The organism is Halodesulfovibrio sp. MK-HDV (genome assembly GCF_009914765.1).
Lineage (GTDB): Bacteria > Desulfobacterota > Desulfovibrionia > Desulfovibrionales > Desulfovibrionaceae > Halodesulfovibrio.
In genome coordinates this window covers 41,566-66,445 of the sequence record NZ_WYDS01000005.1, presented here as the reverse complement: position 1 = coordinate 66,445, position 24,880 = coordinate 41,566, and the positions used below count along the sequence as shown (strand labels likewise).

General features: G+C 45.6%; 23 protein-coding genes. 12 read left to right on the top strand and 11 right to left on the bottom strand.

The window, feature by feature from the left end; all coding sequences use genetic code 11:
• Positions 1–187: 187 nt before the first annotated feature.
• The 6 genes from MKHDV_RS05255 to ahbB all read right to left on the bottom strand — a co-directional run bounded on the left by MKHDV_RS05255 (position 188) and on the right by ahbB (position 5,305).
• A complete protein-coding gene (locus MKHDV_RS05255) occupies positions 188–586 on the bottom strand; it encodes a cytochrome c3 family protein (protein WP_160712979.1) in 399 nt (132 codons plus the stop codon).
• A 186-nt stretch (positions 587–772) separates the two neighbouring features.
• The gene (locus tag MKHDV_RS05250) at positions 773–1,189 is read right to left on the bottom strand and encodes a cytochrome c3 family protein (RefSeq protein ID WP_160712977.1); all 417 of its coding nucleotides are present in this window, start codon (positions 1,187–1,189) and stop codon (positions 773–775) included.
• A gap of 16 nt (positions 1,190–1,205) precedes the next feature.
• On the bottom strand, positions 1,206–1,955 hold the full coding sequence (gene cobJ / locus MKHDV_RS05245) for a precorrin-3B C(17)-methyltransferase (RefSeq protein WP_160712975.1): 750 nt from the start codon (positions 1,953–1,955) through the stop codon (positions 1,206–1,208).
• Positions 1,955–3,013: a cobalt-precorrin 5A hydrolase gene (locus MKHDV_RS05240; RefSeq protein ID WP_160712973.1), complete on the bottom strand. Its 1,059-nt coding sequence runs from the start codon at positions 3,011–3,013 to the stop codon at positions 1,955–1,957. The genes cobJ and MKHDV_RS05240 overlap by 1 nt, the downstream gene beginning before the upstream one ends.
• Positions 3,014–3,482: 469 nt before the next feature.
• Positions 3,483–4,751, bottom strand: coding sequence for a glutamate-1-semialdehyde 2,1-aminomutase (hemL, locus tag MKHDV_RS05235; RefSeq protein WP_160712971.1), 1,269 nt, complete (start codon positions 4,749–4,751; stop codon positions 3,483–3,485).
• Positions 4,752–4,825: 74 nt separating this feature from the next.
• Positions 4,826–5,305, bottom strand: coding sequence for a siroheme decarboxylase subunit beta (gene ahbB, locus MKHDV_RS05230; RefSeq protein WP_160713243.1), 480 nt, complete (start codon positions 5,303–5,305; stop codon positions 4,826–4,828).
• Positions 5,306–5,691: 386 nt separating this feature from the next.
• On the opposite strand from ahbB, the gene MKHDV_RS05225 reads away from it, so the two are divergent.
• A complete protein-coding gene (locus MKHDV_RS05225) occupies positions 5,692–6,684 on the top strand; it encodes an NAD(P)H-dependent glycerol-3-phosphate dehydrogenase (protein WP_160712969.1) in 993 nt (330 codons plus the stop codon).
• 198 nt (positions 6,685–6,882) lie between these two features.
• Here the strand turns inward: MKHDV_RS05225 and MKHDV_RS05220 are convergent, their stop codons facing one another.
• Both MKHDV_RS05220 and MKHDV_RS05215 read right to left on the bottom strand, forming a co-directional pair.
• Positions 6,883–7,194, bottom strand: coding sequence for a tetratricopeptide repeat protein (locus MKHDV_RS05220; protein ID WP_160712967.1), 312 nt, complete (start codon positions 7,192–7,194; stop codon positions 6,883–6,885).
• Between the two features lie 13 nt (positions 7,195–7,207).
• The gene (locus tag MKHDV_RS05215; protein WP_160712965.1) at positions 7,208–7,477 is read right to left on the bottom strand and encodes a DUF2325 domain-containing protein; all 270 of its coding nucleotides are present in this window, start codon (positions 7,475–7,477) and stop codon (positions 7,208–7,210) included.
• Positions 7,478–7,673: 196 nt separating this feature from the next.
• Between MKHDV_RS05215 and MKHDV_RS05210 the strand changes: the two genes are divergently transcribed.
• The 5 genes from MKHDV_RS05210 to MKHDV_RS05195 all read left to right on the top strand — a co-directional run bounded on the left by MKHDV_RS05210 (position 7,674) and on the right by MKHDV_RS05195 (position 11,895).
• Positions 7,674–8,261: a DUF1007 family protein gene (locus tag MKHDV_RS05210; RefSeq protein ID WP_160712963.1), complete on the top strand. Its 588-nt coding sequence runs from the start codon at positions 7,674–7,676 to the stop codon at positions 8,259–8,261.
• Positions 8,262–8,263: 2 nt separating this feature from the next.
• Positions 8,264–8,632: a hypothetical protein gene (locus MKHDV_RS18885; RefSeq protein WP_254060422.1), complete on the top strand. Its 369-nt coding sequence runs from the start codon at positions 8,264–8,266 to the stop codon at positions 8,630–8,632.
• Positions 8,553–9,185 carry a hypothetical protein gene (locus tag MKHDV_RS05205; protein ID WP_254060420.1) on the top strand — a complete coding sequence of 211 codons (633 nt, stop codon included), beginning with the start codon at positions 8,553–8,555 and terminating at the stop codon, positions 9,183–9,185. The genes MKHDV_RS18885 and MKHDV_RS05205 overlap by 80 nt, the downstream gene beginning before the upstream one ends.
• Before the next feature lie 428 nt (positions 9,186–9,613).
• Positions 9,614–11,299, top strand: coding sequence for a methyl-accepting chemotaxis protein (locus MKHDV_RS05200; protein WP_160712959.1), 1,686 nt, complete (start codon positions 9,614–9,616; stop codon positions 11,297–11,299).
• 329 nt (positions 11,300–11,628) lie between these two features.
• Complete coding sequence (locus MKHDV_RS05195) at positions 11,629–11,895, top strand: hypothetical protein (protein WP_160712957.1); 267 nt, start codon at positions 11,629–11,631, stop codon at positions 11,893–11,895.
• Positions 11,896–11,995: 100 nt separating this feature from the next.
• Here MKHDV_RS05195 and MKHDV_RS05190 read toward each other — a convergent pair whose 3' ends face one another.
• Positions 11,996–12,643 carry a lipopolysaccharide assembly protein LapB gene (locus MKHDV_RS05190; RefSeq protein ID WP_160712955.1) on the bottom strand — a complete coding sequence of 216 codons (648 nt, stop codon included), beginning with the start codon at positions 12,641–12,643 and terminating at the stop codon, positions 11,996–11,998.
• Between the two features lie 139 nt (positions 12,644–12,782).
• Between MKHDV_RS05190 and MKHDV_RS05185 the strand changes: the two genes are divergently transcribed.
• The 4 genes from MKHDV_RS05185 to MKHDV_RS05170 all read left to right on the top strand — a co-directional run bounded on the left by MKHDV_RS05185 (position 12,783) and on the right by MKHDV_RS05170 (position 16,915).
• The gene (locus tag MKHDV_RS05185) at positions 12,783–12,974 is read left to right on the top strand and encodes a ferredoxin (protein WP_160712953.1); all 192 of its coding nucleotides are present in this window, start codon (positions 12,783–12,785) and stop codon (positions 12,972–12,974) included.
• Between the two features lie 345 nt (positions 12,975–13,319).
• On the top strand, positions 13,320–13,784 hold the full coding sequence (locus MKHDV_RS05180; RefSeq protein WP_160712951.1) for a chemotaxis protein CheX: 465 nt from the start codon (positions 13,320–13,322) through the stop codon (positions 13,782–13,784).
• Between the two features lie 418 nt (positions 13,785–14,202).
• On the top strand, positions 14,203–14,871 hold the full coding sequence (locus tag MKHDV_RS05175) for an anaerobic ribonucleoside-triphosphate reductase activating protein (RefSeq protein ID WP_160712949.1): 669 nt from the start codon (positions 14,203–14,205) through the stop codon (positions 14,869–14,871).
• Positions 14,819–16,915, top strand: a complete 2,097-nt coding sequence (locus MKHDV_RS05170; protein ID WP_160712947.1) for a ribonucleoside triphosphate reductase — start codon at positions 14,819–14,821, stop codon at positions 16,913–16,915. Before MKHDV_RS05175 ends, MKHDV_RS05170 begins: the two co-directional genes overlap by 53 nt.
• 931 nt (positions 16,916–17,846) lie before the next feature.
• Here the strand turns inward: MKHDV_RS05170 and MKHDV_RS05165 are convergent.
• Positions 17,847–19,520: a VCBS repeat-containing protein gene (locus tag MKHDV_RS05165; protein ID WP_160712945.1), complete on the bottom strand. Its 1,674-nt coding sequence runs from the start codon at positions 19,518–19,520 to the stop codon at positions 17,847–17,849.
• Positions 19,521–19,836: 316 nt separating this feature from the next.
• Here MKHDV_RS05165 and MKHDV_RS05160 point away from each other — a divergent pair, with 316 nt between their 5' ends.
• On the top strand, positions 19,837–21,096 hold the full coding sequence (locus MKHDV_RS05160; RefSeq protein ID WP_160712943.1) for an RsmB/NOP family class I SAM-dependent RNA methyltransferase: 1,260 nt from the start codon (positions 19,837–19,839) through the stop codon (positions 21,094–21,096).
• Between the two features lie 471 nt (positions 21,097–21,567).
• Here the strand turns inward: MKHDV_RS05160 and MKHDV_RS05155 are convergent, their stop codons facing one another.
• Positions 21,568–22,170, bottom strand: coding sequence for a SagB/ThcOx family dehydrogenase (locus tag MKHDV_RS05155; protein ID WP_160712941.1), 603 nt, complete (start codon positions 22,168–22,170; stop codon positions 21,568–21,570).
• A 1,128-nt stretch (positions 22,171–23,298) separates the two neighbouring features.
• Here MKHDV_RS05155 and MKHDV_RS05150 point away from each other — a divergent pair.
• Positions 23,299–24,849, top strand: coding sequence for an ABC transporter substrate-binding protein (locus MKHDV_RS05150; RefSeq protein WP_160712939.1), 1,551 nt, complete (start codon positions 23,299–23,301; stop codon positions 24,847–24,849).
• The last annotated feature ends 31 nt before the right edge of the window (positions 24,850–24,880 follow it).

Here is a 24,880-nt window from a genome sequence, read left to right as displayed (position 1 = left end):
TGTATAGGTATCCCTGAGCAGATTAGTGCAACAATATACATCGCTGCATAGCATACACACCTCATATCTCATCGGTCTGCACGTGTGTTTCATTAGGTACAGCGCGGAATATCACTGTTTCTGCCTATTCTCCACAAAAAAAGACCGCCGTTAGGCGGTCTTTACGCTCATCATCAAAAAATGTCCTCTAAGAGTGACATTTAGATTTTTTACAACCAGTGAGAGCTTTTTTCTTAGCTTTGTCTTTGCCAGCAACTTTTTTGTGACAAGAAACACAGGTTGCAATACCGGATTTACCAACTTTTTTGTTATGAACAATTTTGTAGTAAGAACCAGCTTTTCTTTTGTCTGCTTTAGCAGCAGAGTGGCAGCCTGCTGTAGCACACTTTTTGTAGTTTTCTTTACCATCTACAGGATGGTGACATTCACCACATTTGTAGTCAGTGTGGGTAGCGTGGTTAAACATAACCGGCTTCTTGGTTGCGTCCATCTTAACTGGTTCAGATGGGGCATCAACAGCATAAGCAACCATGGCAAAAGCAACACAAAGTATTGCGGCCATAGCGAGTACCATTACTCTTTTCATGACAGTACAACCTCCTTCACAAGGCATGTTATGATTTTCACATTAGGCTATATTGTACCTCTATTATACTGTCAAGCAAACGCGACCTACTCAGTAGTAATCACATGATATTCCCTGAAAACAGGGAATATGCAGCAACTTGACGGTATATAATGTGTACTGTTTGTCTGCTCAAACCAAACTGCATTATTTTACAGTATGGCACCCCTTACAAGAGGTTGGTCCTGCAGGCTTGCCCTCTTTCTTAAGGGACTTATGACAGCCGTTACAGCTGGCTTTACTATTCATATGGAATGCGTTTCGGAAATAACGAATAGACTTACGTTCTTTGGATGAAGTCGGGTTGCCAAGATCATGGCAGCCTTTAGATGAACAAGAGTAGACCTCTGGATTTTCCTTCAGCATGTGGTGACACGCATCGCACTGTAACGCAGCATGTTTAGCATGCTGAAACGCTACCTTCGGCTTCTTGATCTTTGCCCCGGCAGGAACCCCGATTACAACCGGCTCCTGAGGCGCTTCCTGAGCCGCAGCTATACAGATAGCTGCAAAAAAAAGTGAAATAATCAATGGAACGGAAGGAATAAGGTAGCGATGTAACATAGCGTTTTCCAAGTTGTTAGTTACGGTACTTTTTCAGGTAACCACGGGGAGTTACGATGTTTTCACCTATCATTCGTGTTGTGGAATTGCCTATTATTATTGTAGAAAGCATATCTACTTGGTCGGTGTCAAAGGAACTTAAAGAAAACACTATAGTTTCCTGTTCCTTACGATAGGCAGACTTCACCAAACCCACCGGAGTATCTGCACTCCGCACGGTTCCTACAATCTCAAGCGCTTTACCAATTTGCCAGTTTCTGCGTTTGGATTTCGGATTATATAAGACTATCACAAAATCTGCCTCAGCGGCAGCTTTCAAGCGTTTCTCAATAAGTTCCCATTCTGTCAGCAAGTCCGAAAGGCTGATCACAGCAAAGTCGTGCATCAGTGGTGCGCCAAGCAAGGCAGAGGCCGCAGACAGTGCCGGAATTCCCGCCACAACTTCGATCTCAAGCGTATCAAGATGCTCTTCCGCCAATTCGTAAATAAGGCCGGACATAGCATAAATCCCTGGATCACCTGAACAGACTACAACAGTATCCTTGCCACTCAAAGCAATTTCAATCGCTTTTTCACAGCGAGCCATTTCGCCCATCATGCCTGTTGAAACAAGTTCTTTGCCTTCTTTCAATGCATCCGGAACCAGATCAACGTACAAAGTGTATCCGACAATGACGTCAGCATCTTCAATTGCTTTTTGCGCCTGTGGCGTTAGCAATGCACTATCGCCGGGGCCAAGCCCGACTACTTTCAAAGAGGAACCCATTATATCTCCAACGCGACAGCGCAAGTTACGCCGTCACCCTTTTCTTTTTCTACAACCAACCGCGCACCATGCTTCAGCGACGCGCAATGAAGCGCAGCGGCCTCAGCGACACTCTTAGTGCCTACAGCCCGCTTCGGTGCATCGGAAGGATTTGGAACATCCACGCCATCAAGAACATCTGCTGCGAACGATACAAAAGGCACACCAAGCTCTTCAGCAGCTTCAATAATGCCCTCTTCGTCCGCCTTGGCATCAACCGAAGCCAAGTACGCAATACTCTCAAGCGCTAGATCCCGTTTCTGAAACGTATCCCGAATAAGTCCGAGAACAGCATCCTTGGGAACACCACGCTTAGAACCAACGCCTACGCACAGCACTTTAGGATGCAGCAGCAACGTTTTTTCTTCCGGCTCGAGCAATTCTGCACTACGCCATGAAACAACTACACTTGGAGCGTCTTCTTCCGAAAACGGCACCAGCTCTGCTGCCAAAAAATATTTTTCAAACGCGCCATGCTTCAACCCAAGCACATCCGCAGGGTCATCAAGAACAACTTTTTCACCCGCAAGCAAAGCGCCGTTAACGTGCTTTACTGCACCAATATTATGAATAGTGCAGCCAGCTTCAACAGCTACCAGATCAAGTGATGGCAGCTGTTCCGTGTCAGTGGCCGTGGTAATAACAGCAACGCCGCCAACAAGCTGCGCCACAACCGTAGCCAGATCATTCGCGCCGCCCAAGTGACCGGAAAGCAAACTCACAACGTGCCGCCCGTTCTGATCCATTACAACAACGGCAGGATCAACGTCCTTGCTCACCAGATGTGGTGCAATAGCACGAACAGCAATGCCAGCAGCCGTGATGAAAACATGCGCAGAAAAGTCGCTGAAGCCCTCGGCAACGCATGTTCGCAGGCTCTCAAAGCCTGTCTCTTGCGCAGCCGAATCAGCGTCGACCATTCGTGTCGGTACAAAGACACTGCCACCAAGCGCGTCTGCAATGGTGCGAGCAAGCGCCACGCCCTTTGGGGTGACTGCGTATACGGCTAGGTTGTTCATAGCGTTGTTATGCCTTTGCAGTGTGAATGTTTGTTTGCCTTCGGCATGAGGAAACTAACGCCTCTGGCAGGTCTCCGACGGGCAAGGGCTCTGCCCTGCACCCGCAAGGGGGACGCCCCCTTGACCGCGATTTTTATTGCGACCCGCGTACGTTGCTTATGCTCTCACGCGGCTTCATGGTCGCTACCTTATCACAACAAAGGGTGGAGCGACGAACACTCCACCCTTCGTAATATACTCGAACGTACTAACAAAGTCCTTTTTGTTCAGACTTAACACGACGCAGCAGCGCCTGTAATTGTTAGTAACCTAATTTTTAGCTTGGAGTTATTGATCATTGTTTACGGTCAATAACTCACCTGTACGTCAACGCAGTCGAGAGGACGTTCCTCTCGCGGGGATGCAAGGGGCTGGCCCTTTGCCCGCCGGAGGCATCAAAACTCAACAAGCGCCGCAGGCAATATTAAAGCTAAAACTTCACGTTACGAGCAGCTTCGAGAGCTTTCTCAAGCTGTTCGTCAGTATGCGCGAAGGAAACCATTGCAGCCTCGAGACCGAGGGACGCAAGGTAAATGCCTTGAGCGCGCATCTGCTGGTAGAAAGAAGCGTACATTTTTGCATTACAAGCTTTGGAGTGCTCAAAATGTGTCACTTTTTCGTTCGTGAAGAACATGGTGAACATGGATGCGATGGTGTTGTAGGTTACGTCCACACCTTTGGAAGCGAGGATTGCGTGCAGTTCTTTAGCGAACGCTGCAACGCGGGCTTCGAGTGCATCGTAATCTGCATTCTGGAGCACTTTCAGGGTAGCAATACCAGCTGCCATAACAACCGGGTTACCGGAGTTAGTGCCTGCTTGGAAAATGTTACCGGTTGGTGCCACGCGATCCATGATCTCACGCTTGCCGCCGTATGCGCCTACTGGCATACCGCCGCCGATAATTTTACCGAGAGTGGTGAGGTCAGGAGTAACGCCGAAACGTTTCTGTGCGCCACCGTAAGAGAGACGGAAACCGGTGATTACTTCGTCGAAGATAAGCAATGCGCCGTACTGGTCACACACGTCACGAAGACCTTGGAGGAAACCTTCTGCTGGAGGGATAACACCCATGTTACCAGCCATTGGCTCAACGATGATGCAGGAAATTTCGTCGCCGTTTGCTTCAAACTGCTTACGAACTGCTTCAAGATCGTTGTAAGGAACAAGCAAGGTATCCTGAACGGTACCGGCAGGAACACCCGGTGTACCCGGAATTGCAAGATCTGCGAAACCGGAGCCTGCTGCTGCGAGGAACGGATCACCGTGACCGTGGTAGTTACCAATAAATTTAACGAACTTGTCACGACCTGTGTAACCGCGAGCAAGACGTAAGGCTGTCATGGTAGCTTCAGTACCGGAGCTAACCATACGAACCATGTCTATACCAGGCATTGCATCAACGATCATCTGTGCAAGTTCAACCTCGCCAGCGTAAGGTGCACCGAAACAGCAGCCGTTTGCAGCGGATTCCTGAATTGCTTTGGTTACGTCCGGATGAGCGTGACCAAGCAGCATTGGACCCCAACCTTCAACGAAATCGATGTAGGTCTTGCCGTCTTCAGTGGTAAGAGTTGCGCCTTCACCTTTTTTAATGAAAAGCGGCTCACATTCAACGCTAAGACAAGCACGGATTGGGCTGTTTACGCCACCAGGCATAAGGTCTTTTGCGCGTGCGTATAATTCACTGGAGCGTTCCATACGGTTCTTCCTCTTAGGTGGTATAATATAGAAGCCAAAACCACGCGGATAACGCGGGTTTTATGCTGAAAAATCTAAAAATATGTCATGGATGTTTTTTTGAGCTCTTTCAAAGACGTGAGCACGGCGAATTCGTCCAGCTCAGTCGCATTGCGAAGCTCTTCAACAACTTCCATGTACTCATCTTCGTGACGACCATGAATCATCGTAAAAAGATTGTATTTCCACTCAGGGTGAGTGGTCGGACGGTGGTAGCAATGGGAAATGAGTGTATGCTTGGCAGCAATTTTACCGATTCCATCAATGATGTCTTCGTCTACTACCCATGCAACCATTGCATTATGATTAAATCCTGCTTTCTGATGCTTTAAGCTCGCACCAAAACGGCGGATTGTGCCTTCGTCTTTCATAAGCTGCAGCAGATTAAGAACAGTTTCTTCGTCTGTGCCCACTTCTTTTGCAATATCTGCGTATGGAGTAGCGCTATCTGGAAGATTGGCTTGCACAATATGCAAAATCTTTTTTTCGATTTCCGTAAACTCGGTTTTCGCCATGGTCATCCTCACATTCCTTTTTTATTTCACCAAGTGTTGATACCTGTTAGCACCGCGCGTTGCAACTGCTAATCATTTTTTCGGCTAGCGCACACAACATGCAGTAAATACAACACTGTTTATTATTTTTAGTGTTCCAAAAGTACGTTCAATCTGCAATTTTTCCCACAATCCGCCTCGCGGGGAACATACTATATGCCTGCTGCTTTTTCTGTCGCCTCACAGACATCATGGAACCCTTCTGAAAAAGCGGCTAATCATAAAAACTAGCCTTGTGGCTTAGCAAACGATAAGATACATGATGTCTGAAACAAAATGTAACCGTATACATTTTGTCATTAAAACTTTCTCAACATTACATCTAGATTGATTTTCTGGAGTCCTACATGAACGTTACCGTAATCGGCGGCGGAAGCTGGGGAACAGCCCTCGCTCAACTGCTTGCCGACAAGGGATATACAGTACCGTTACTCGTGCGTGACGATAAGCAGGCTGAAGCCATTAACAGCACACGGGAAAACGCTAAATACTTACCGAATGTGCCGCTCCACGAGAATATTACTGCAACAACCAACGCACAGACCGCACTCACAGGTGCGCGTCACATTCTTTTTTCTGTACCGTGTCAGGTATTTCGCAGCACGTTGAAAAAGTTTGAACCGCTCATTGATGATGGCACTACAATAATATGCTCCAACAAGGGGCTGGAACTGGACACTGGCAAAACCGTGTCTGAAGTTGTCACAGAAGAACTCGGACATAAAAATCCTATTTTCGCCATGCTTTCCGGCCCTTCATTCGCAGCAGAAGTTGTGCGCGGTATGCCGACAGCAGTTGTCTTAGGCTGCTGCAATCATCAATGTGGCAAAGAGTTACGCGAAATGTTTTCCAATGAAAATTTCCGTGCATACTCATCAACAGATGTCCTCGGTGTTGAACTCGGCGGCGCATTCAAAAACGTTATCGCCATCGCAGCAGGCATGTCCGACGGACTACGGTTCGGCGCAAACGCACGCGCTGCGCTCATCACACGCGGTCTTGCAGAAATGTCACGTCTCGGCGTTGTCATGGGTGCAAAGGCAGAAACATTTATGGGGCTTTCTGGAATGGGAGATCTCGTATTAACCTGCACTGGTGACCTGTCTCGAAACAGACAAGTCGGGCTCAAGCTCGGCCAAGGCAAAACCATGGATCAGATCCTCGAAGAAATGCATCAGGTCGCTGAAGGCGTGAAGACCACAACCGCGGTTCACAGGCTTGCACAGCGCCTCAGCGTTGAACTTCCTATTACTGCCACCATGCATGCCATTATCCACGATGGAAAGAATCCGCACGTCGCATGGCGCGAACTGATGAAGCGTGACCTGCGAGAAGAATAGCCGTTTGAACAAACAAAAAGACGATAGCATGTTTTGCTATCGTCTTTTCGAACTTTGTCCATATATCATATGTCTGTGAGGAGGATAAAGGTTAATCCATGGCCTTTCGGCATTACCTTTTGTAAATATTGTACACCGAGACGAGAGTTGTGTCTAAAAAAATCGTGATGTTGTGCAAGTTTGTCTCGATGAATGTACTTAAGCTTGTCCTACACGTGTATCTTGCAGATTTGCTTCAATAACACGGTAGAGTTTATTCTCAGTTCCGATTGTTCTGGTAATTGTTGTGAGTGCTTCATCAAAATAACCGGCGGCTTCATTCGTTTTGCCTTGCAAATTTAGAATAATACCAAAGTTATTTTTAAGCTTTGCTGTATAGGTATCTACCCCGAGCTGTTCTGCTCTACGGATAGCCTGATGCATCATAAATTCTGCATTCATGTAATTACCATCAGCCATAGCTGCCATACCTGCTTTGCTCAGGGCACCAATTTCTCTTGCAGCACACATTGTAATTCCCCTTTTATCGTAACACCTGCTTAAGTGTGGAAACACCGCAGGAATGAGCCATATGAATCGGAATATTTTTTGCTTTTGCGTATTGTACCACTTCCCGACGGGCGGCGTGTGAAACTTTGTTGGTAAACAGGATAACCATATCGGGGGTTCCCATTTTACCAGCTATAGAGTTCTCCTTTCCAGTAAACACCTTCAATTTCACACCCTGACTTTTTGCTGTGTTTATGTAATCACGTCTAAGTCTATCCATTCCGCCTATTAACGTAGCACACATAACGCCTCCAAAATGTATTCCGGCCTCTTCATTACCCTTTGTTTAATTGAAAACGATTTTCAATGTCAACTAGAAAATGCTTTTTTTCAATCCATCTCATTGGTATACAAAATGGGCATGAGCATGATTATCGGCTAAAAACCCCGTATACTGCCAAGTTACAGCGCAAATCCACATTTTTACAAATGGTCTTGATATGAGAACTGCCTTATCACTGCTTCTTATCCTTTGTCTTTGCAGCATGGTATTTACCCCACGCGTCGCAAAGGCACACCCGCATGTATTTATCGACAGCTCATTGAATTTGCACTTCGAAAACAACAGCCTGAAATCGATTGATGTTGTCTGGACATTCGACGATATGTCCAGCGACCTGTTTTTGATTGATCTAGATACAAACGCTGATGGCGCGTTAACTCAGGCTGAATGGAACAAACAGCGTCCGGACATTGAAAGTTATCTTGCTGAACAAAGTTTTTTCGTTCACATAATGCTTAACGGTAAAAGAGTTTCGTTGAAAAAGATCACCAACTTTGTCGCGATCTTTGAAAAGGGAACGTTGAAGTACAAAATGAACATTCCGTTTTCCGTTGCAAAAAAAGAGTCAGTACAAAAAATGCAAATCGCTATATTTGACCCTTCTTACTACTCAGATTTTTATACTGCCTTAGAGGCTGTCGCTGTTGATGGAAAAAAAGATCTACAGCTTACTATTGATGAGGCACCGGAACTGGCATTCTATCAGGGTCAAATCATCCCTACAGCCGTTACATTTGAGTTTTAGTTATGCAAAAAATTTTTCTCGCAGCTCTACTTATTCTCCTAATGGTAACAGCGGCTCACGCCAGTCCATTTACGGGTAAGCACAGTACCGGCAAAACAACCGTTGACCAAACGGAACTGCAACAACACAAGGCTGGATTCTTTGCGCTGCAATATTCAAAAATGCTTCGCAACGTAAACCTTGCCCAGCGCTCCCTGCGCTCAAAAATGACAACTCTTGGTCGTGAAATTAAAAAAAACCCGAACGGACAAGCCTTCTGGTCTTTTTTTACTATTCTCTTTTCTCTATGGAATAATTCACGCACTTGGGCCGGGACATGGCAAATCCATTGTTTTTTCCTACTTTCTGGGCAGAAAAGGAACGTTGCTTAAAGGCGTTCTCATGGGACATTTGCTCACAGCGGTGCATACGCTTTCTGCTGTCGTTGTCGTCCTTGGTGCGTACTTCCTGCTAAATCTCAAGGGGAGTCGTGCGCTTTCATCCGCTAGTGAACCACTGAAGATGACAAGCTACTATCTCATAATCGGGCTGGGTATTTTCATACTGCTACACGCACTGTACGAAGCTGTTTCGCGGTATCGTAAAGATAGCAGCACAAAAAAAGAAGCCGACAATAAAGGAATCATCACTGTTTCCATTATTTCCGGCCTTGTTCCATGTCCTGGAGTTGCGCTTCTACTTTCCTTTGCATTGAGCTTAAATTTGCTCGCTACGGGACTTCTTGGTGCAGTCTTCTTTACTATGGGGATGGGAATTACGACGTCACTTTTTGGTATTGCCAGCATCCATTCTCGAAAAATGCTTATGCACGTTGCAGGTAAGAGTTCCACTGCTGTTGCTGTACTTCACACATCATTCTCAATTATTGCCGGTACTGTCATAATTGCTACAGGCTGGCTGCTTATTGCAACATCTCAATTCTAACATATCAATATAGCTAAAAATTACACACGCCGCTTCGAAAGAAGCGGCGTTTTTTTATGTCCATTTTTTTGGTTCCACTAATAGAAAATTCCACAATTTACAGGTGAAGTGTTAGTCTCAATAACTAATGTATTATTTATTTTTACCTTTAATTTTAAAATCTTATTGACCTTTTAAAAAGATAAGAACAGAAGAACATCAGTGCTAATAGTTACAGTTACTATTAGCGATAATAAAGTTTGTGCGATTCAGCACGTGACAATAATTTTTACAGGCCGTTGTAAACGGCGCGTACCATGGAGGGGTTTATGTTACGCAGGTTTACCATTCAACACAGAATTTTCTCATTACTACTCATAAATATGTTGTGCATTGTCGGGGCATTTTTCCTTTTCTACATAACGACACAACACATACAAGATTATTCCGTGAAAACGGCCAAAGAAGAGATGTTTGAAGGGCGTCAGGAGTCCATAAAACTTGCAGTAGACAGCTTGGCATTCTTGTTAGCGAAAGAAATTGACGGATTGCCTAAAGCTGAACAGAAAACCGCTTTGCAAAATGCAATTAACGAGCTTCGGCACGAAGATGACAACTCAGGATATTTTTTCATTCTTCAAGGTGGAAAATTTGTAGTATTCCCGCCGAATCCTCAACGAGTTGGCGAATCCGTAATAAATTTTCAAGACTCCAACGGGGTAATGTTCAACAAGGAGCTCGTAGCCAAAGCACAAGAAGGGGGAGGCTTTGTTGAGTACATTTTCGATAAACCGGGAATGGGAAAACAGCCTAAGATTAGTTACGGCACACACATCGGCAACACAGACTATGTTATCGCGACAGGTGTCTATATCGATAACATCGCAATAGAAGGCGAGGAAATCAGCAACACAATCACGTCCATGGTTGATAAAGCGTTCCTCGATAGAATTATTCTCTTCTGCGCTATTTTCGCTGTGATCATTCCACTATGCATTATGATTTCACGTAGTATTCTCCGCCCTCTCTCTCTGGCAACAGAGGCAGCACAGGAAGTAGCTTCCGGTAATCTGGATGTTCCTATCTCTGTTGACGGGCAAGACGAAGTAACCAGCCTACAGCGCTCCTTAACCCAGATGGTGGATACATTTAAGCACGACAAAAAAGAGATGGAAAAGAAAGAGGCTGAAGCACAGAACCAGACCCAAATCGCCCGCCAAGCTGCGCAACAAGCTAAAGACGCTATGGCACAAGCTGAAATCGCCACTAAAGAAGGTATCCTTACGGCTGCATCCACTCTTGAAGGCTTGGTACGCAGTATGAACAGTGAAATGGGGTCACTTTTCGATCAGAACTCAAATATTCAGCAAGGCACAAGTTCCCAGATGACCCGCATCGGTGATGCTGCAACAGCAATGGAGGAAATGAACGCTACCGTTCTGGAAGTTGCCCGCAACGCAAGTGAGGCTGCTTCTGAAACCGAACGTTCCCGCGTTATGGCACAGCAGGGGGCTGACGCAGTAACAGAATCCGTTGCAGCAATCACACAGCTGCATGCACGCAGCGAAGAACTTAAAGGCAATATGGCGACACTTGATGCCCAGTCTGAATCCATTGGTGACATCATCAATGTCATTAACGATATTGCGGATCAAACCAACCTGCTGGCGCTCAACGCCGCTATTGAAGCAGCACGAGCCGGTGATGCTGGACGAGGGTTTGCGGTTGTTGCGGATGAAGTTCGCAAACTTGCTGAAAAAACCATGAATGCAACTCATGAAGTAAGTAAGAATATTAAAACAATTCAGGATCTCGCCAAGCTTAACGCACACGGCATGGATGAGACTCTTGATGCGTTTGAAAACGTGCAAAGCTTATCCAGCAAATCCGGCGAAGTGCTTAGCGAAATTGTACTCGCTGCGGATTCTGCTGCTGAACAGGTACGCTCAATTGCAACCGCAGCAGAGCAGCAGTCAGCAGCGTCAGAAGAGATTACTCGAAGCGTGGAAGAAATTGATTCAATTGCCCGTGACAACAGCACACTCGTTGATAGTTCTGCCGCCAACACAGAACAGCTTGTTGCACAGGCTGAAAATCTCAACAGTGTGATTGAAAAATTGAAAGCAGACGCATAGCACGCCGCGGGGGACTGCGGCAGTGCCTTGTTTGGATACTGTCAATTTTCTGAATCACCACTTATAATGAAAGGGGATGAGTAGATTTCTACTCATCCCCTTATTTTTGTTAATTTCACACACGGCGGTACTGCTTCAATAAATCCAAAATCCGACATGCGCCTATGTATGCCTCGATTTTGGATTTTTATTTTTACTTTTGCAGCACTCTTTGAGGTCAATCTACATGAAAAAAAATTTATAAAAGATCCTGTCTTTATGTTTCTTAACTCGGCGCGTTTTTTGCTTAATATTCTGTAAGCAGAAATTTTTACCGCAGGAGAATACATATGTCACCTATCAATGGTGTCGGACAAGACGCCTTTTCATTCAAGCTTGGCAACCTGATGAGTGCAACCAACCAGAAAGTTCAGGAACAGCAGGCAACCGTAGCTGCACCTGTACAGGCAGCAGCAATGCCGACTCGTACTGAAACCGAAACGGCAAACATTGCCTACGGTAATACAATGTCAGTCCTCGAAAATGGTCAGCAGCCTTCAGGCCAGACAGGCCATGCGCTTGATCCTGCACGTGTTGCAGCTTTGCTGGACTTCTAAGTTCACATAGTTTCAGGGGGTGCTCTCGCGCTCCCTGAAGATACAAAAAAAGCGCATTGCAAGTGCAATACGCTTTATAGCTACATAGCTTCTGCGGTTACTAAGAATAATCGCCCTGTAACTGCGCCTTTAATTTGGCAGCGCCGACTTTATCCCCAGTACCAACCACAGCATCAAGCAGAATACGTTTTGCCTTCCTGGTATCAGGATCAACAGAAACTGCTTTTTTTAAATATTTTACAGCCAGTTTAGGCTGTTTACATGCCAGACACCACTCGCCGATCATGCGAAACATGCTATGTTCGTCAACATACAACGCTTTTGCTTCTTCAAACGCTTCTGTTGCATCTTGCAGCTTGCCACCGGAAAGATATCTTCTTCCCCGATTTAACGCCTTATCAAGTGTCATCTTGCGATTAAGCTGCTGTTTATAGGATTCTGACTCCTCAGCTTTCTTCAATTCAAGAAACAGCTTCACGAGACTGTCGTGAACCAATTTCTCATGCCCTTTCGCGTACATGATACCGCGAGGAAATCTTTTTTTTATTTCGGTTACTCTATTCATGTTGTGCAGCACTTCTTTCAGTGCAGAGTCCACCGTGATCCTATCAACTCCAGTAACCTTTCCCGCAAGAACGAGCCTCAGTGACGCAATGACAGAGGCAGTTGCTCGCAGGACATCATGTCGCTGGAAATAAGCTTTAGCTCGGGCAATATGTTCTTTTGCAGCTTTGGAATCATCTTTCATACAGTCACCTTACAACATTTTTTTGAATACAAAGTCACGATAGTAGAATAATACTGAAAGTCAAATATCATTGTTCGAAGACCAAAGCGTGCTATTCACAAAAGTATCCTCAACAAAAAACTCTTAACTGGAGATTGATATGGCTAAAAAGTTACGTATTGATGAAGATGAATGTATCGGCTGTGAATCCTGTGTAGAGCTTTGCCCTGCTGCTTTTGAAATGAACACAGAAGGTGACAAGGCAATTGTATTAAACGAAGACTGTACAGACGATTGTGTTGAAGAATCAATCGATACCTGTCCAGTTAACTGTATCATGTACGAAGAATAGCTCGTTTTTCAAGACACAAAAGCACTGTCTTTACAAAGACAGTGCTTTTTTATTGCGCATTGAATATAAACGGCGAGATATGAAACATTATCGGCGCATTAACATCTCTTAATACCTTTTGCTTTACCACAAACGGCTTCTCCTGTAGAACGACCTAACGTTGTAACTATCACATTTTTCTACCTTTGGTGGATAGAGCCATCCCACAGACGTTACTGTTACGAATATAATTTTTTATGTACTCTTTTTGAAAAAGAAGAAGTTATCGACACGTAATGAGTCTTTTGTGGCGCCTTCAACTCAAAAAACTCATTAATGTACCGCGGTACTGCCATAGGAGCTGCTATGAATTCTGACGTTACTTTTGCTAAACCTTTTATTAGCGCAACAAACAACGTACTTACCACAATGGCTGGTATCACCCCTGTTCCAAGTGCACCATTTGTAAAAAAAGACAATATTGCATGCGGTGATGTATCTGCAATTATTGGCATTACTGGAGAAAGACGCGGAAGTATTTCTGTAACCTTCACCAAAAAATGCGCTGTTGCCCTTGTTCGCGCAATGCTCGGCGATGATGTGCAGGATATTATTTCTGACACAAAAGATGCTGTTGGCGAAATTTGCAATATGATTTCAGGACAAGCACGAGCCGGTCTTGCAGACATGGGCTATAAATTTGATGGTTCAACACCGTCTGTCATTATGGGTGACAATCACACAATCAGCCATGTGACTTCCAGCCCAGTTATCGCTGTTCCATTTTCCACTGCTCATGGTGAATTCACCATCGAGTTCTGCTTTGGCTAATTGCGTAAGCATTACAAGCTACTAGCACAAATTTACATGAAAAACGCTCGCATTTGTATGTGAGCGTTTTTTATTACACAGCATTAACTCAGCTATTCGCAATGGTTTCACGGCATGATAGAATGTTTCACGCTGTTTTTGCACACCATTTCCACAGCCTCTTGTCTGATTTCGACACATCGTTATTACTTTTTTTTTGCATGCAAACCCGTTGAGATGTCTCACTTCTAATCGATACAATAGCCCGATCGAAAAAAAGTCTATTGCTAAAAAACTGTCAGAATGAGTATTATTTACTTCTTGCGACTGAGTAAACCACAGCGTTCGCTTAGTCAGATTATTCCTGTTATTTTAATTAGTTAAGAGATATGTGGCAACGCCTTCACATATCATGACACACACATTTGAGGATTAAAGTATGGCTACTGCTTGGTCACGTGTTTTTGGTTTTGAACGGGTCAGTCTTTGCGATTGGCCTGGTATGAATGCAAGCGTCATCTTCTTAGGTGGCTGCAATATGCACTGTCCGACTTGCCATAACTTTAATCTTGCTTGGCATAGCGACACAATGGATGTCATTCCGCAAGACGCAATTGAGTCATACCTGACCAAACGCGCACGCTGGATTGACGGTGTCGTCATCACTGGGGGGGAAGCAACAATTACACCGGGACTTGCTGATCTTATTAAAGATCTTGGCAAGCTTGGCATGCCTGTCAAAATGGACAGTAACGGCATGCGTCCGGACGTATTGAAACAACTGCTTGACGAAGATCTCGTTAAGCTTTTTGCAGTAGATGTTAAAGGCCCTTACCAGAAATATCCTGTGCTTACCGGTGGTACGACATCCCCAGCAGAAGCAGAAGAAAATCTCTCTCAGGTTTTCGAATTAGCAAAACAGTATCCTGACAAGTTCCTGTTCCGCATTACTAAAGTGCCTGTGCTGACAGATGAAGACATTCAGGAAGCTGAGAGCTACCTACCGGAAGGCTTTACGCTTAAGCATCAGGAATACGTTCCCCCAAGGAGAGAGCATGCCGAAACAGATTCTGAAGCGCGACGAGTGTCTGGAGACATGGTCGCTTGAGCGAATTGCATATGCAATCCTCAAGGCACTTAAAGCTAGCGGAATTAAAGATCCGCTTCTTTCAAAGAGACTTGCCCGAAAAGTTGAGCTAAAACTCGGAGCGCAAGAAATCGCGCCACAGGAATTGGTACAGGACACCATTGAGAAAGTGTTAATGGAGTCTCGCCTGTACCACGTTGCAAAACGGTTCATCATCTACCGCGAACAACGCAGACAGTTACGCGAGCATAAAGCCGCGTATCTGGACATCAAAGAGACCATCAATACCTATCTGGATAAAGCAGATTGGCGTGTAAGCGAAAACGCAAACATGACTCACTCATTCCAAGGGCTCATGCTGCACCTTTCCGGAACATTGCAAGCCAGATATGCATTGGAAAAATACCCGGAAGAAGTACGGCTGTCACATGAGCACGGCTACTTCCATATCCACGATCTTTCTTTCGGCCTTGCAGGATACTGCGCAGGCTGGAGTCTCCGAGATCTCCTGCTTGAAGGCTTCAACCTTGAAGGTCGTTCAAGCGCTGGACCTGCTCACCATTTTGACGCTGTTCTCGGTCAAATGGTTAACTTCCTCGGTACGCTTCAAAATGAATGGGCTGGTGCTCAGGCGTTCAACAACGTCGACACCTACCTCGCACCATTCATTCGGCATGATGGCCTTACGTACAAGCAAGTGCGACAGGCCATGCAGAAATTTATATTCAATCTGAACACCACGTCACGTTGGGGCGGCCAAAGTCCGTTCACCAACCTTACTCTTGACATTGTGCCTCCAAAACACATTGCGAAAGAAGCTATTATCATCGGCGGTGTTCTTCAGGATTCAACATACGGCGACTACGTTGAAGAAATGGCTATGATCAACAAGGCATTCCTCGAAGTAATGCTTCAAGGCGATCACCACGGCCGTATTTTCTCGTTCCCAATTCCGACATACAACGTCACCACAGAGTTCCCTTGGGAAACTGAAATCGGTGATTTACTTATGCAGCTGACAGCCAAGTATGGTGTTCCGTACTTCCAGAACTTCATCAACTCTGATCTGAATCCGGAAGATGTTCGTTCCATGTGCTGCCGTCTGCAAATGGATCTGCGTGAGTTACGCAAAAAAACCGGCGGCCTCTTCGGCGCGGGCGACCTCACAGGTTCTATCGGCGTTGTAACGCTCAACCTGCCTAAGCTGGCATACCTTGCAAACAACGAAGAAGACTTCCTCGATCTTATCACTGAATACGCAGAGCTTGCTAAAGATTCCTTAGAGTTCAAACGCAAATTCATTCAGGAAAACCTTGATCGCGGCATGTTCCCTTGGACTTCCCGATACCTCAAGAATGGTTTTAAAGCACACTTCTCCACCATCGGTATCATCGGTGGGCACGAAGCATGCCTCAACCTTCTCGGTAGAGGTATCGAGACAGAAGGCGGAGTTCGCCTCATGCAGCGTGTGCTGAATCATCTTCGTGATCTGACATCAGGTTACCAAGAAGAGACAGGAACCCTTTACAACCTTGAAGCAACCCCTGCTGAGGGTACAAGCTACCGTCTCGCACGTCTCGACAAAAAACTGTACGCAGACATCGCAGCATCAGGTAACGGTACTCCGTACTACACCAACTCAACGGCGCTGCCTGTAGGTGCAACAGAAGACGTATTTGCAGCGCTTGAGCATCAGGACATGCTGCAACCACTCTTCACCGGTGGTACTGTGTTCCACACATATCTCGGCGAAGCTGTGGCAGACCACGCAGCGTTGAAAAAATTCATCGTTAAAGCGTTTACCAAAACAAAGTTACCGTACATCTCCATCACACCGACATTCTCCGTGTGCAAAGATCACGGGTACATTGCCGGTGAACATTTTAGCTGCCCTACATGTGACGCAGATACCGAAGTATACACTCGTATCGTCGGCTACTACCGACCGGTCTCACAATGGAACAAAGGTAAGCAGATGGAATACGACGACCGCGTTTGCTACAACAGCGCGCCAGTTGATACCGGTGCTAATGTTAAGCCTGCTGTAGTGGAAGAGGCTGTTTAGAACGGGCGATAGCTTTCGGCGGGTCTTCGACGAGCCTCCGGCGGCCAGAGAACCTTGTTACACTGTCGCTATCTGTAATCTCTCTTTCTTCGAGAACAGCTACCGCTTTAAGTAAAAAGGATTCTCTGGACTCTCCAAAAACTTTTATTTGCGAGGTCAGCACGTTTTTTTATGCAACCTCGCGGCTTATGCCTCACTACCTTTCTGAACTAAAAAGTGGTGGAGTTTAAAACTCCACCACTTTTCTTTTTTATGAGTAAGAAAACAAACAATAGAGAGCTGCGCCTTTTAATAGAAGAGCGTAGCTCTCTTTTTTTGCAAAAATACCTAAAAAAATTTTATGCACATTTCTAGGAACAAATTACTGACACCCTGTGCAAAACTTTTTAAGCCCGATAGCATCACTACTTTTCGCAACAGTCTAATTTTAAGACTGTTTTTTACATCACACTAACTAATTACATGGACGACTTATTGACATAGTTAGGAACATTTTGCGAACAAGCTGTGCAAAACTCAGATAATTGCCCAAAAATAAACAACTTTCGTTTATTTGAAGTTGTTTTAGTCTATTTAGCCTTCTTTTTAGCTACTTTTGTCTCATTTGGATCACTCTATTCTACTTGAGTCCTCCTCTGTGCTCTCTCGTTCACTTTCGCCTAACATTATATATGATCGGATGCTGCCGGATGGCTGTTGGATGTTACCTGCTGGCTGTCGCCTCTCGTCTATTAGGTTCTTCATAAATCTTGTCACATGTGGAACCTCTGAAAATTCTTGCTGTCAGTGACGATGAGGGGGGCAGTAAAGCCCGTTAGAAGAAGCCAAAGAAGAAAAGGAGAGAAAAGTAAAGAATGAGCTGGCAAAGTCGAAGCAAAAAAAAAGTCCCCGCTGCCGAAGCAACGGGGACATAACAAGCTAAGTAAGCTTACTACTGTTCCTGCGAGAATTCGCTGGAAGCAGGAGTATTAGCATTGGTTTTAGTAAGATCAAGCGGGTAGCCAAGAACCATGGTTTTACGAGCTTCGAAGCCAGTAGCACCCGGGTGGGTGTTAATACCAACAACCAAGTCCATGATACCGTCGTTATCGAGGTCGGCAATCTGGTAAGCCATTACGCCACCTTTAATACGACGAGTTTTCCACTGTAAGCCAAGGCCGACACCGTCCCACTGCAAGGAGTGAATTTCGCCCTGAGGGAAGAAACGGTAGCGGTCGAAGAACTGAGCAGCCACAGAAATAGGCTTGTTAACCAGAACTTCGTATTTTCCGTTGTGATCAAGATCTTCTACAACGAACGGCATTGGAATGTAGTACTTGGAAGGAATAAGAAGCTTGTCTTTACCAAGGCCAGGCATTGTGTCGTCATTCTCGATGCTGACAGTACTACCGGAGTACGCAACAGGAGAAGAAACAATACGGTTGAACTTGGAGTTAAAAACAGCAACTTTTTCGCTATCAGGGAGAAGAACAACCACTTTATCGCCGTCTTCTTCGTCAGGTACCCATGCAAAGTTGTACAGGTTTGCTTTTTTAGGAACAGCAACACGTCGGGTAGAAACAACTTCGCCGTTAATGAATGCAAGTTCATGTACGCCCGGTGTAAGCACAGTGCCACCCTTACGAGTTTTCTGGCCAATCAGAGTTGGCAAGTAAGTCGGAGGAAGAGGCAGAACGTTTACAAGCATTTTGATGCTAGGCGCAAACTTTACAAGTTTGCCGTCCTTAAGAGCGTAAAAGAATGTCAGCGAAGACTGATCTTTATCCATTGCACTTACGATGAGCTCTTTCACGCCATCACGATCAAGGTCGCTAGCACGAACAGTTAACAGCTCATAACGTCGGGATGGTGTCACTTCTGCAAGAGGAACAAGAGTGTTATTGTCGAAGTTGAAAACGCGCACGATCCGTTTGTCAATCAACACAATTTCGTTCTTCTTGTTACCAGTCAAGTCAGCTACAACCATGCCGTGTGCAGCAAAACGCAAAGCGTTTGAACGCAGACGGTTTTCAGAATCGCTACCACCTGCGTAACGGAACTGAGGGTTCAGATAAACTTCCTGATTTGCAGATGTCTGGTTAACAGTAATCGCAGGGTTCATCTGATTCACACGATTTTTAGCCTGTTCAACAGCCTGTGCGCGTGCATCAGGACGGTCAAACACTTCTGTATTAATTGCACCTGCAATGTTCTGCAGGGTAGGAATCATGTCATTAAGTGAACTGGAAGCAGAACGCGGCCAAACAGTTCCGTCTCTATCAGCAACACGAACGTCCAAAGAAGACTGGTCGCCAATAATGTTCACGCTACCATATATAAGGTAGTCAACGCCGGCATCTGAGAGAGCTTTCTGTGCTTCTGCATTACTCGTAGGAGCAGTAATACCATCCAAAGCAATAGCATCAACAGGGATAAAGTTATCTTTCCAGAATAAACGGGAGCTGAGCATTTGCGGAATCGCACGCTCTAAATAGGTAAAAGTCTTAGGGCCGTTCACAGAAAATGGAACAATACCAAAAGTTTTTGCCCCCTCTGCAAACGCTACAGAAATGCTTAACATCAGCATAAGCACTGCCAAAATTACAGTGCGCATAACAGATTGCATACGATCTCCTTAAAAAATGATTGCCGGATAAGCGTATTTATCCAGCTTAGTCGCAAGGTTACGCGGAAAAGCAGATCTGTATTGCAACGTACAGAATGTTTGCCAAAGCTTTTCCAAAAGGACATCGCAGCTGATAAATACTGCTACCATGCCTATATCTAACTTTTTTTGTATGAAATTTTGTAAATCGTTTAACAAAAAAATCTCATTTCGCCTAGTCAGCTTCCCATCCATAATATCACTTGATCGATGAAGCAACCATAAGGTAGAGCGGCAAGCAGAATTTTAAAATAAATTGGATCGAGCAGGAGACTTTGTGACAGTAACAACCTCATCCCGTTCTTTCAGGCTTGTTTGTACACCTGAAGAGCGACCACTTGTAGAAGAGCTTTTGCGCGCGCAGGGCTACGACTTTGATCCAGAACCGTTTTCTGAATGGTCCCGAAAAATTACCAGAGAACCAAAACCTCTTGGTTCAAGTCTCGCTGCATTTTTTGGACTCATTTACATTCAGGACAGATCTTCAATGCTGCCACCGGTTGTGTTGAACCCTGAAGCCGGAGATGCTGTACTCGATATGTGTGCAAGCCCGGGCAGTAAAACAGGCTTTCTGGCTCAACTAGTAGGCCCTACAGGTTTTGTTATGGGCAACGAACCCAGCAGAAACCGTCTTGCTACACTGCGCCAAAATCTTTTTACAATGAACCTGCTCCATACCGCCACCTGCTCTTACCCCGGTGAAAACTTTCCACTGCCCTCCGGCGGATGGAAAAAAATTCAGCTCGACCCACCTTGCAGCGGATGGGGCACCGTAGAACGAAATCCGAATGTCCTCAAGCTCTGGCAGGGCGACAAAGTTAAACCGCTTATTGGAATTCAGCGCAAATTACTTCAGGAAGCATTCCGACTTCTTGTTCCCGGCGGAAAAGTTGTCTTCTCAACCTGTACAACTAACGTTCAGGAAAACGAAGAACAAGTTCGCTTTGCACTAGATGAAGTTGGTTTCAAGCTCCAGCCTATTACACCACCAGCAGGCTTTACTTTCGAAGAACCTTACCTTGGTGGCTGCGAAGGAACACTTCGCGTTGATCCGGAAAAATCCGGCGCTCAAGGTTTCTATATTGCCGCCTTCACAAAACCAGAAGACGCTGAAGCACCACACGAGTTCGAAGCCGGTCTTAAGGCTGACATCATGCCTCGCAAAGCACTCAGCATGCCGGGCGTTGAAGCAGGTCTACTTCCTGAAGGGGAACTCGCGCATGTTCGCGAAGCCGCTCTCTTCCTACCGAAGTATGCCCTCGATAACTTTCCAGAGACTTTCCGATGGAGAGGCTTCCCGATTGGCAAAATGGCTCGCGGTGAAGTACGTCCGTCACCAAGGTTACGCGCCCTCATGCCTGAATATGAAGAAGGCAACGGCATCAACCTTGAAGAAACCGAACCAATCGAACGGTTGCTTACCGGTCAGTCCATGCAGGTAAAAGCAAAAGGCAAGGAAACCGGACTCTATTTTAAAGGACTCCGTCTCGGACGCCTTAAAGTTAAAGGCAACCGCGTACTTTGGAGCGAGAAGTAAGAGACTCTCCGAGGGGGAAGGCTCCGCCCTCCACCCGCAAGGGGCTCGCCCCTTGACCCCGTTTATACGCGATCAAATTTACCATTGATTACGTTGGAAGCCGCGAACACGCCGACTTTCGGATACGGAGAGGCTCTCTATATAGAACCAAGTGCGTTCTATGGAATTATTACTGACATATTGTTCTGTTACAGAATTTTTTACAGAACAACTAGTTAAGAAACAGTAAAGGGCTGTCCCATCTTTTGGGGACAGCCCTTTTTCATTCAAATATTTTAAACAAACGTTTCATCTCTGAAAGGTAATGTGTTCGCGGCTACCAGCATAAGCACTCGCAAATTACCACGCGAATAATCGGGGTTAAGGGGACAAGTCCCCTTGCGGGGGTGCAGGGGGCTGAGCCCGCCTGCCCGCCGGAGGCAAACGTCGTAAACAAAAAGCCGCCTGCCTGCCAGAGGCAAAAAAATACGATTACTCGAAATCTTTCCAGCCGATCGGCATAACGATCATCGGGTTGTGCTCAGGTGGCAACTCAAGAAGTTCCATCAGATGTTCTTCTTTGAACGCACCGACTGCGGTCACACCGAGTCCGAGCGCTTCAGCTTGCAGATAGCAGTTTTGCGCCATATGCCCTGCTTCAAAGAAGGTGTACGCTACACCGCGTTCGCCAAATTTTTGAGAAATACGATCGAAAGCAGCTGTAATGACGAGAATGGCAGGTGCTTTTGCAATCCAATCCTGTTCCATGCAAACTTCAGCAAGCTCTTCACGCAAATCGCCTTCTTCCACTTCTTCGAGAGAGTGCCCGAGCGCTTCATAACGGTATACACCCGGTTCCAGCCCTTCAACATCACCGGCTACAACGTAAAGCTCCATTGGATACATTGCTGCTGGAGACGGAACGGTACGGCGGTTCCAAGGTCCCTCTTCACTCACACCGTAGGTTGCCCATAAGATTTGTCCGAGGGAATCCGGTGTCAGCGATTCGTCTGCAAATTCACGTATACTGCGACGGTTTGCCAACGCTGTTTCAACGGAAAGAGGCCCTTCCATACTTGGTTCTGGAAACTGCATATATATTCTCCTTACCCACACGCTTTGTCGTTGCGCCTGTGAGCATTTCGTATCTTTATTGTGTCTGAGTGATACAGTTGATCGAATAATCCCGCAAGAGGCACCTCGTGCCAAATCAAAATTCCCGTCTGCAGAATACTCTTGAAGTTCGACATACCCACTTCATACACTAACCGCCCGCTTGCAGACTAGTATGTAGTGCAACTCATGCTTTTGGATAACTCCATCCCTGCTGTAACAAGCAACCTATCAACTCACAGTATCATCAACAGCTTCATCAACAAAAGCTCTGCATGACGAGGTCAAATCTTTATCCTTTTTAAGCAATAGATAAAGCACTGGTCTAACAATATTGTACAAACTGACAAGTCAGTAAGTTTTCGCTCCTGTATTGCCACTTTTGCATTTTTCTTCATCAACGGTAATTTTTGCAATATACATCACTATCTCTCAGTTTTTCTTTGTATTCTTTTAAAAAAAAGAAAAAAAAGTATGTCTTTCCCACTGTAATTACGACGTGAACTTTATATTTTTCTGCAAAATCATGCAGTAACGATTCTTTATTTACTGTACGACCTCTACAAATAACAGTGCAACTCAGGCAACATTTTACTTTCATCACAGTGTGATGGCGCAAAATGTATAGAAAAGTTGTTATTTTCTGGCATCTGTTGTACTAAAATCGGCACGGCGAATAGTTTATCTCTCCTTACCCACGTGGTTTTCATAACTGTTTACGTAAATGGTAATTATTGAAAACTAAATGGTTAAAGTACGTTTTGTATATACTGAGCTACTATTTTCTATGTATTCCCCATACAGCACGGACTTTTTTTATTTTCGACGTCAACCAAGACGATTACACTTACCTGCTGTTTTTTAAGAAAAAACCGAAATAAGGCCCTATTGCGTGTTTGCTCAAAGAACTACGCCGTAAACCCGCGTCATTAGCCACAATCGGTTCTCCTATCGCAAAAAAGCTTGACTTAAAAAGGTCTGACAGGTTTTTATTTCGAGCTTTATATATTGGTTAAGGTGCCGCTCTGTATCAAAATGCGCACTTTAAACAATTTTGTGGTCTCTATATGTTTTAGGTTGTTAGAAGTATTTCTAGTTTGGAGGTTTCGGATGAAACGTTTGTTCACGGTGCTTGCTCTCGCCGCTGTTTTAGCATTTGCTGCAGCGCCAGCTTCCGCTAAGACTTTACGCTTAGCTGTTGATGCTGACCCTGTATCACTTGACCCGCATGTACAGCTTTCCGGCGGCATGCTTCAGTACTCTCACTTAGTATTTGACCCGCTCGTACGTTGGAACCATGAAATGGGCTTTGACCCTCGCCTTGCAACTAAATGGGAACGCATTGACGACAAGACCATGCGTTTTCACCTTCGCAAAGGCGTAAAGTTCCACTCCGGTAACGAATTTACTGCTAAAGACGTTGTATGGACTCTTGATCGTCTCAAGAAATCCATTGACTACAAAGGTCTTTACGAAGTTTTTGAACCTGCAGTTGCTGTGGATGACTACACTGTAGATCTCAAGACCAAAGCGCCTTACCCGCTCCTTATCAACATGGCTACCTACCTTTTCCCAATGGACTCAAAGTTCTACACCGGGAAAGATGAAAATGGTCAGGATAAAGGCTTAATCGGCAAAACCGGTCCTTCATTTGCTAACTCCCACGCTTCCGGTACTGGTCCTTTCACAGTTGCAGAACGTGAACAGGGCGTTAAAATGGTTTTCAAAGCCAACCCTGACTACTGGACTTCCCGTGGTAATGTTGACGAAATCGACATGCGCCCTATTAAGAACGAAGCTACTCGCGTTGCTTCCATTCTTTCCGGCGACGTAGATTTCATCATGCCTGTACCTCCACAGGATTACGACCGTCTTGATTCTGCTGAGAACGTTGACCTGATCACCATGCCAGGTACTCGCGTTATCATGTTCCAGCTGAACCAGAAACGTAACAAAGCTCTTGCGAACCCTAAAGTTCGTGAAGCTATGGCGTACGCTACCAACAACCCTGGTATCGTTAAAAAAATTCTCAAAGGTCGCGGTACTGCAGCTGCTCAGCAGAGCCCTAAAGGCTACCAGGGCTACGTAGCAGAACTTACACCTCGCTACGACCTCAAAAAAGCTAAAGCTCTCATGAAAGAAGCCGGTTACGCTGACGGTTTTGAAGCAACTATGATTGCTCCTAACAACCGTTACGTTAAAGATGAGCAGATCGCTCAGGCTTTCGTTTCTATGATGGCTCGCATCGGTATCAAAGTTAACCTCAAAACTATGCCTAAAGCACAGTACTGGGATCAGTTCGACGCACGCGCTGCTGACATCCAGATGATCGGTTGGCACTCTGACACCGAAGACTCCGCAAACTTCACCGAGTACCTTGCAGTTTGTCCTAATCAAGAGACAGGCGCAGGCCAGTATAACTCCGGTCAATACTGCAACCCTAAAGTTGATGAACTCGTAACTCTTGCTAATTCCGAAACTGACACAGCTAAACGCCGTGATCAGCTTCAGGAAATCGAGCGCATCCTCAATGCAGACGCTGCATTCATTCCACTTCACTGGCAGGATCTTTCCTGGGCCAGCGCTAAAAACCTCGAGAACGCTCGTGTGGTAGTAAACGTAATGAACTACCCATACTTCGGCGACCTCGTAATGAAATAATACTTGTTCGGGGCGGCGTTGCCGCCCCGAT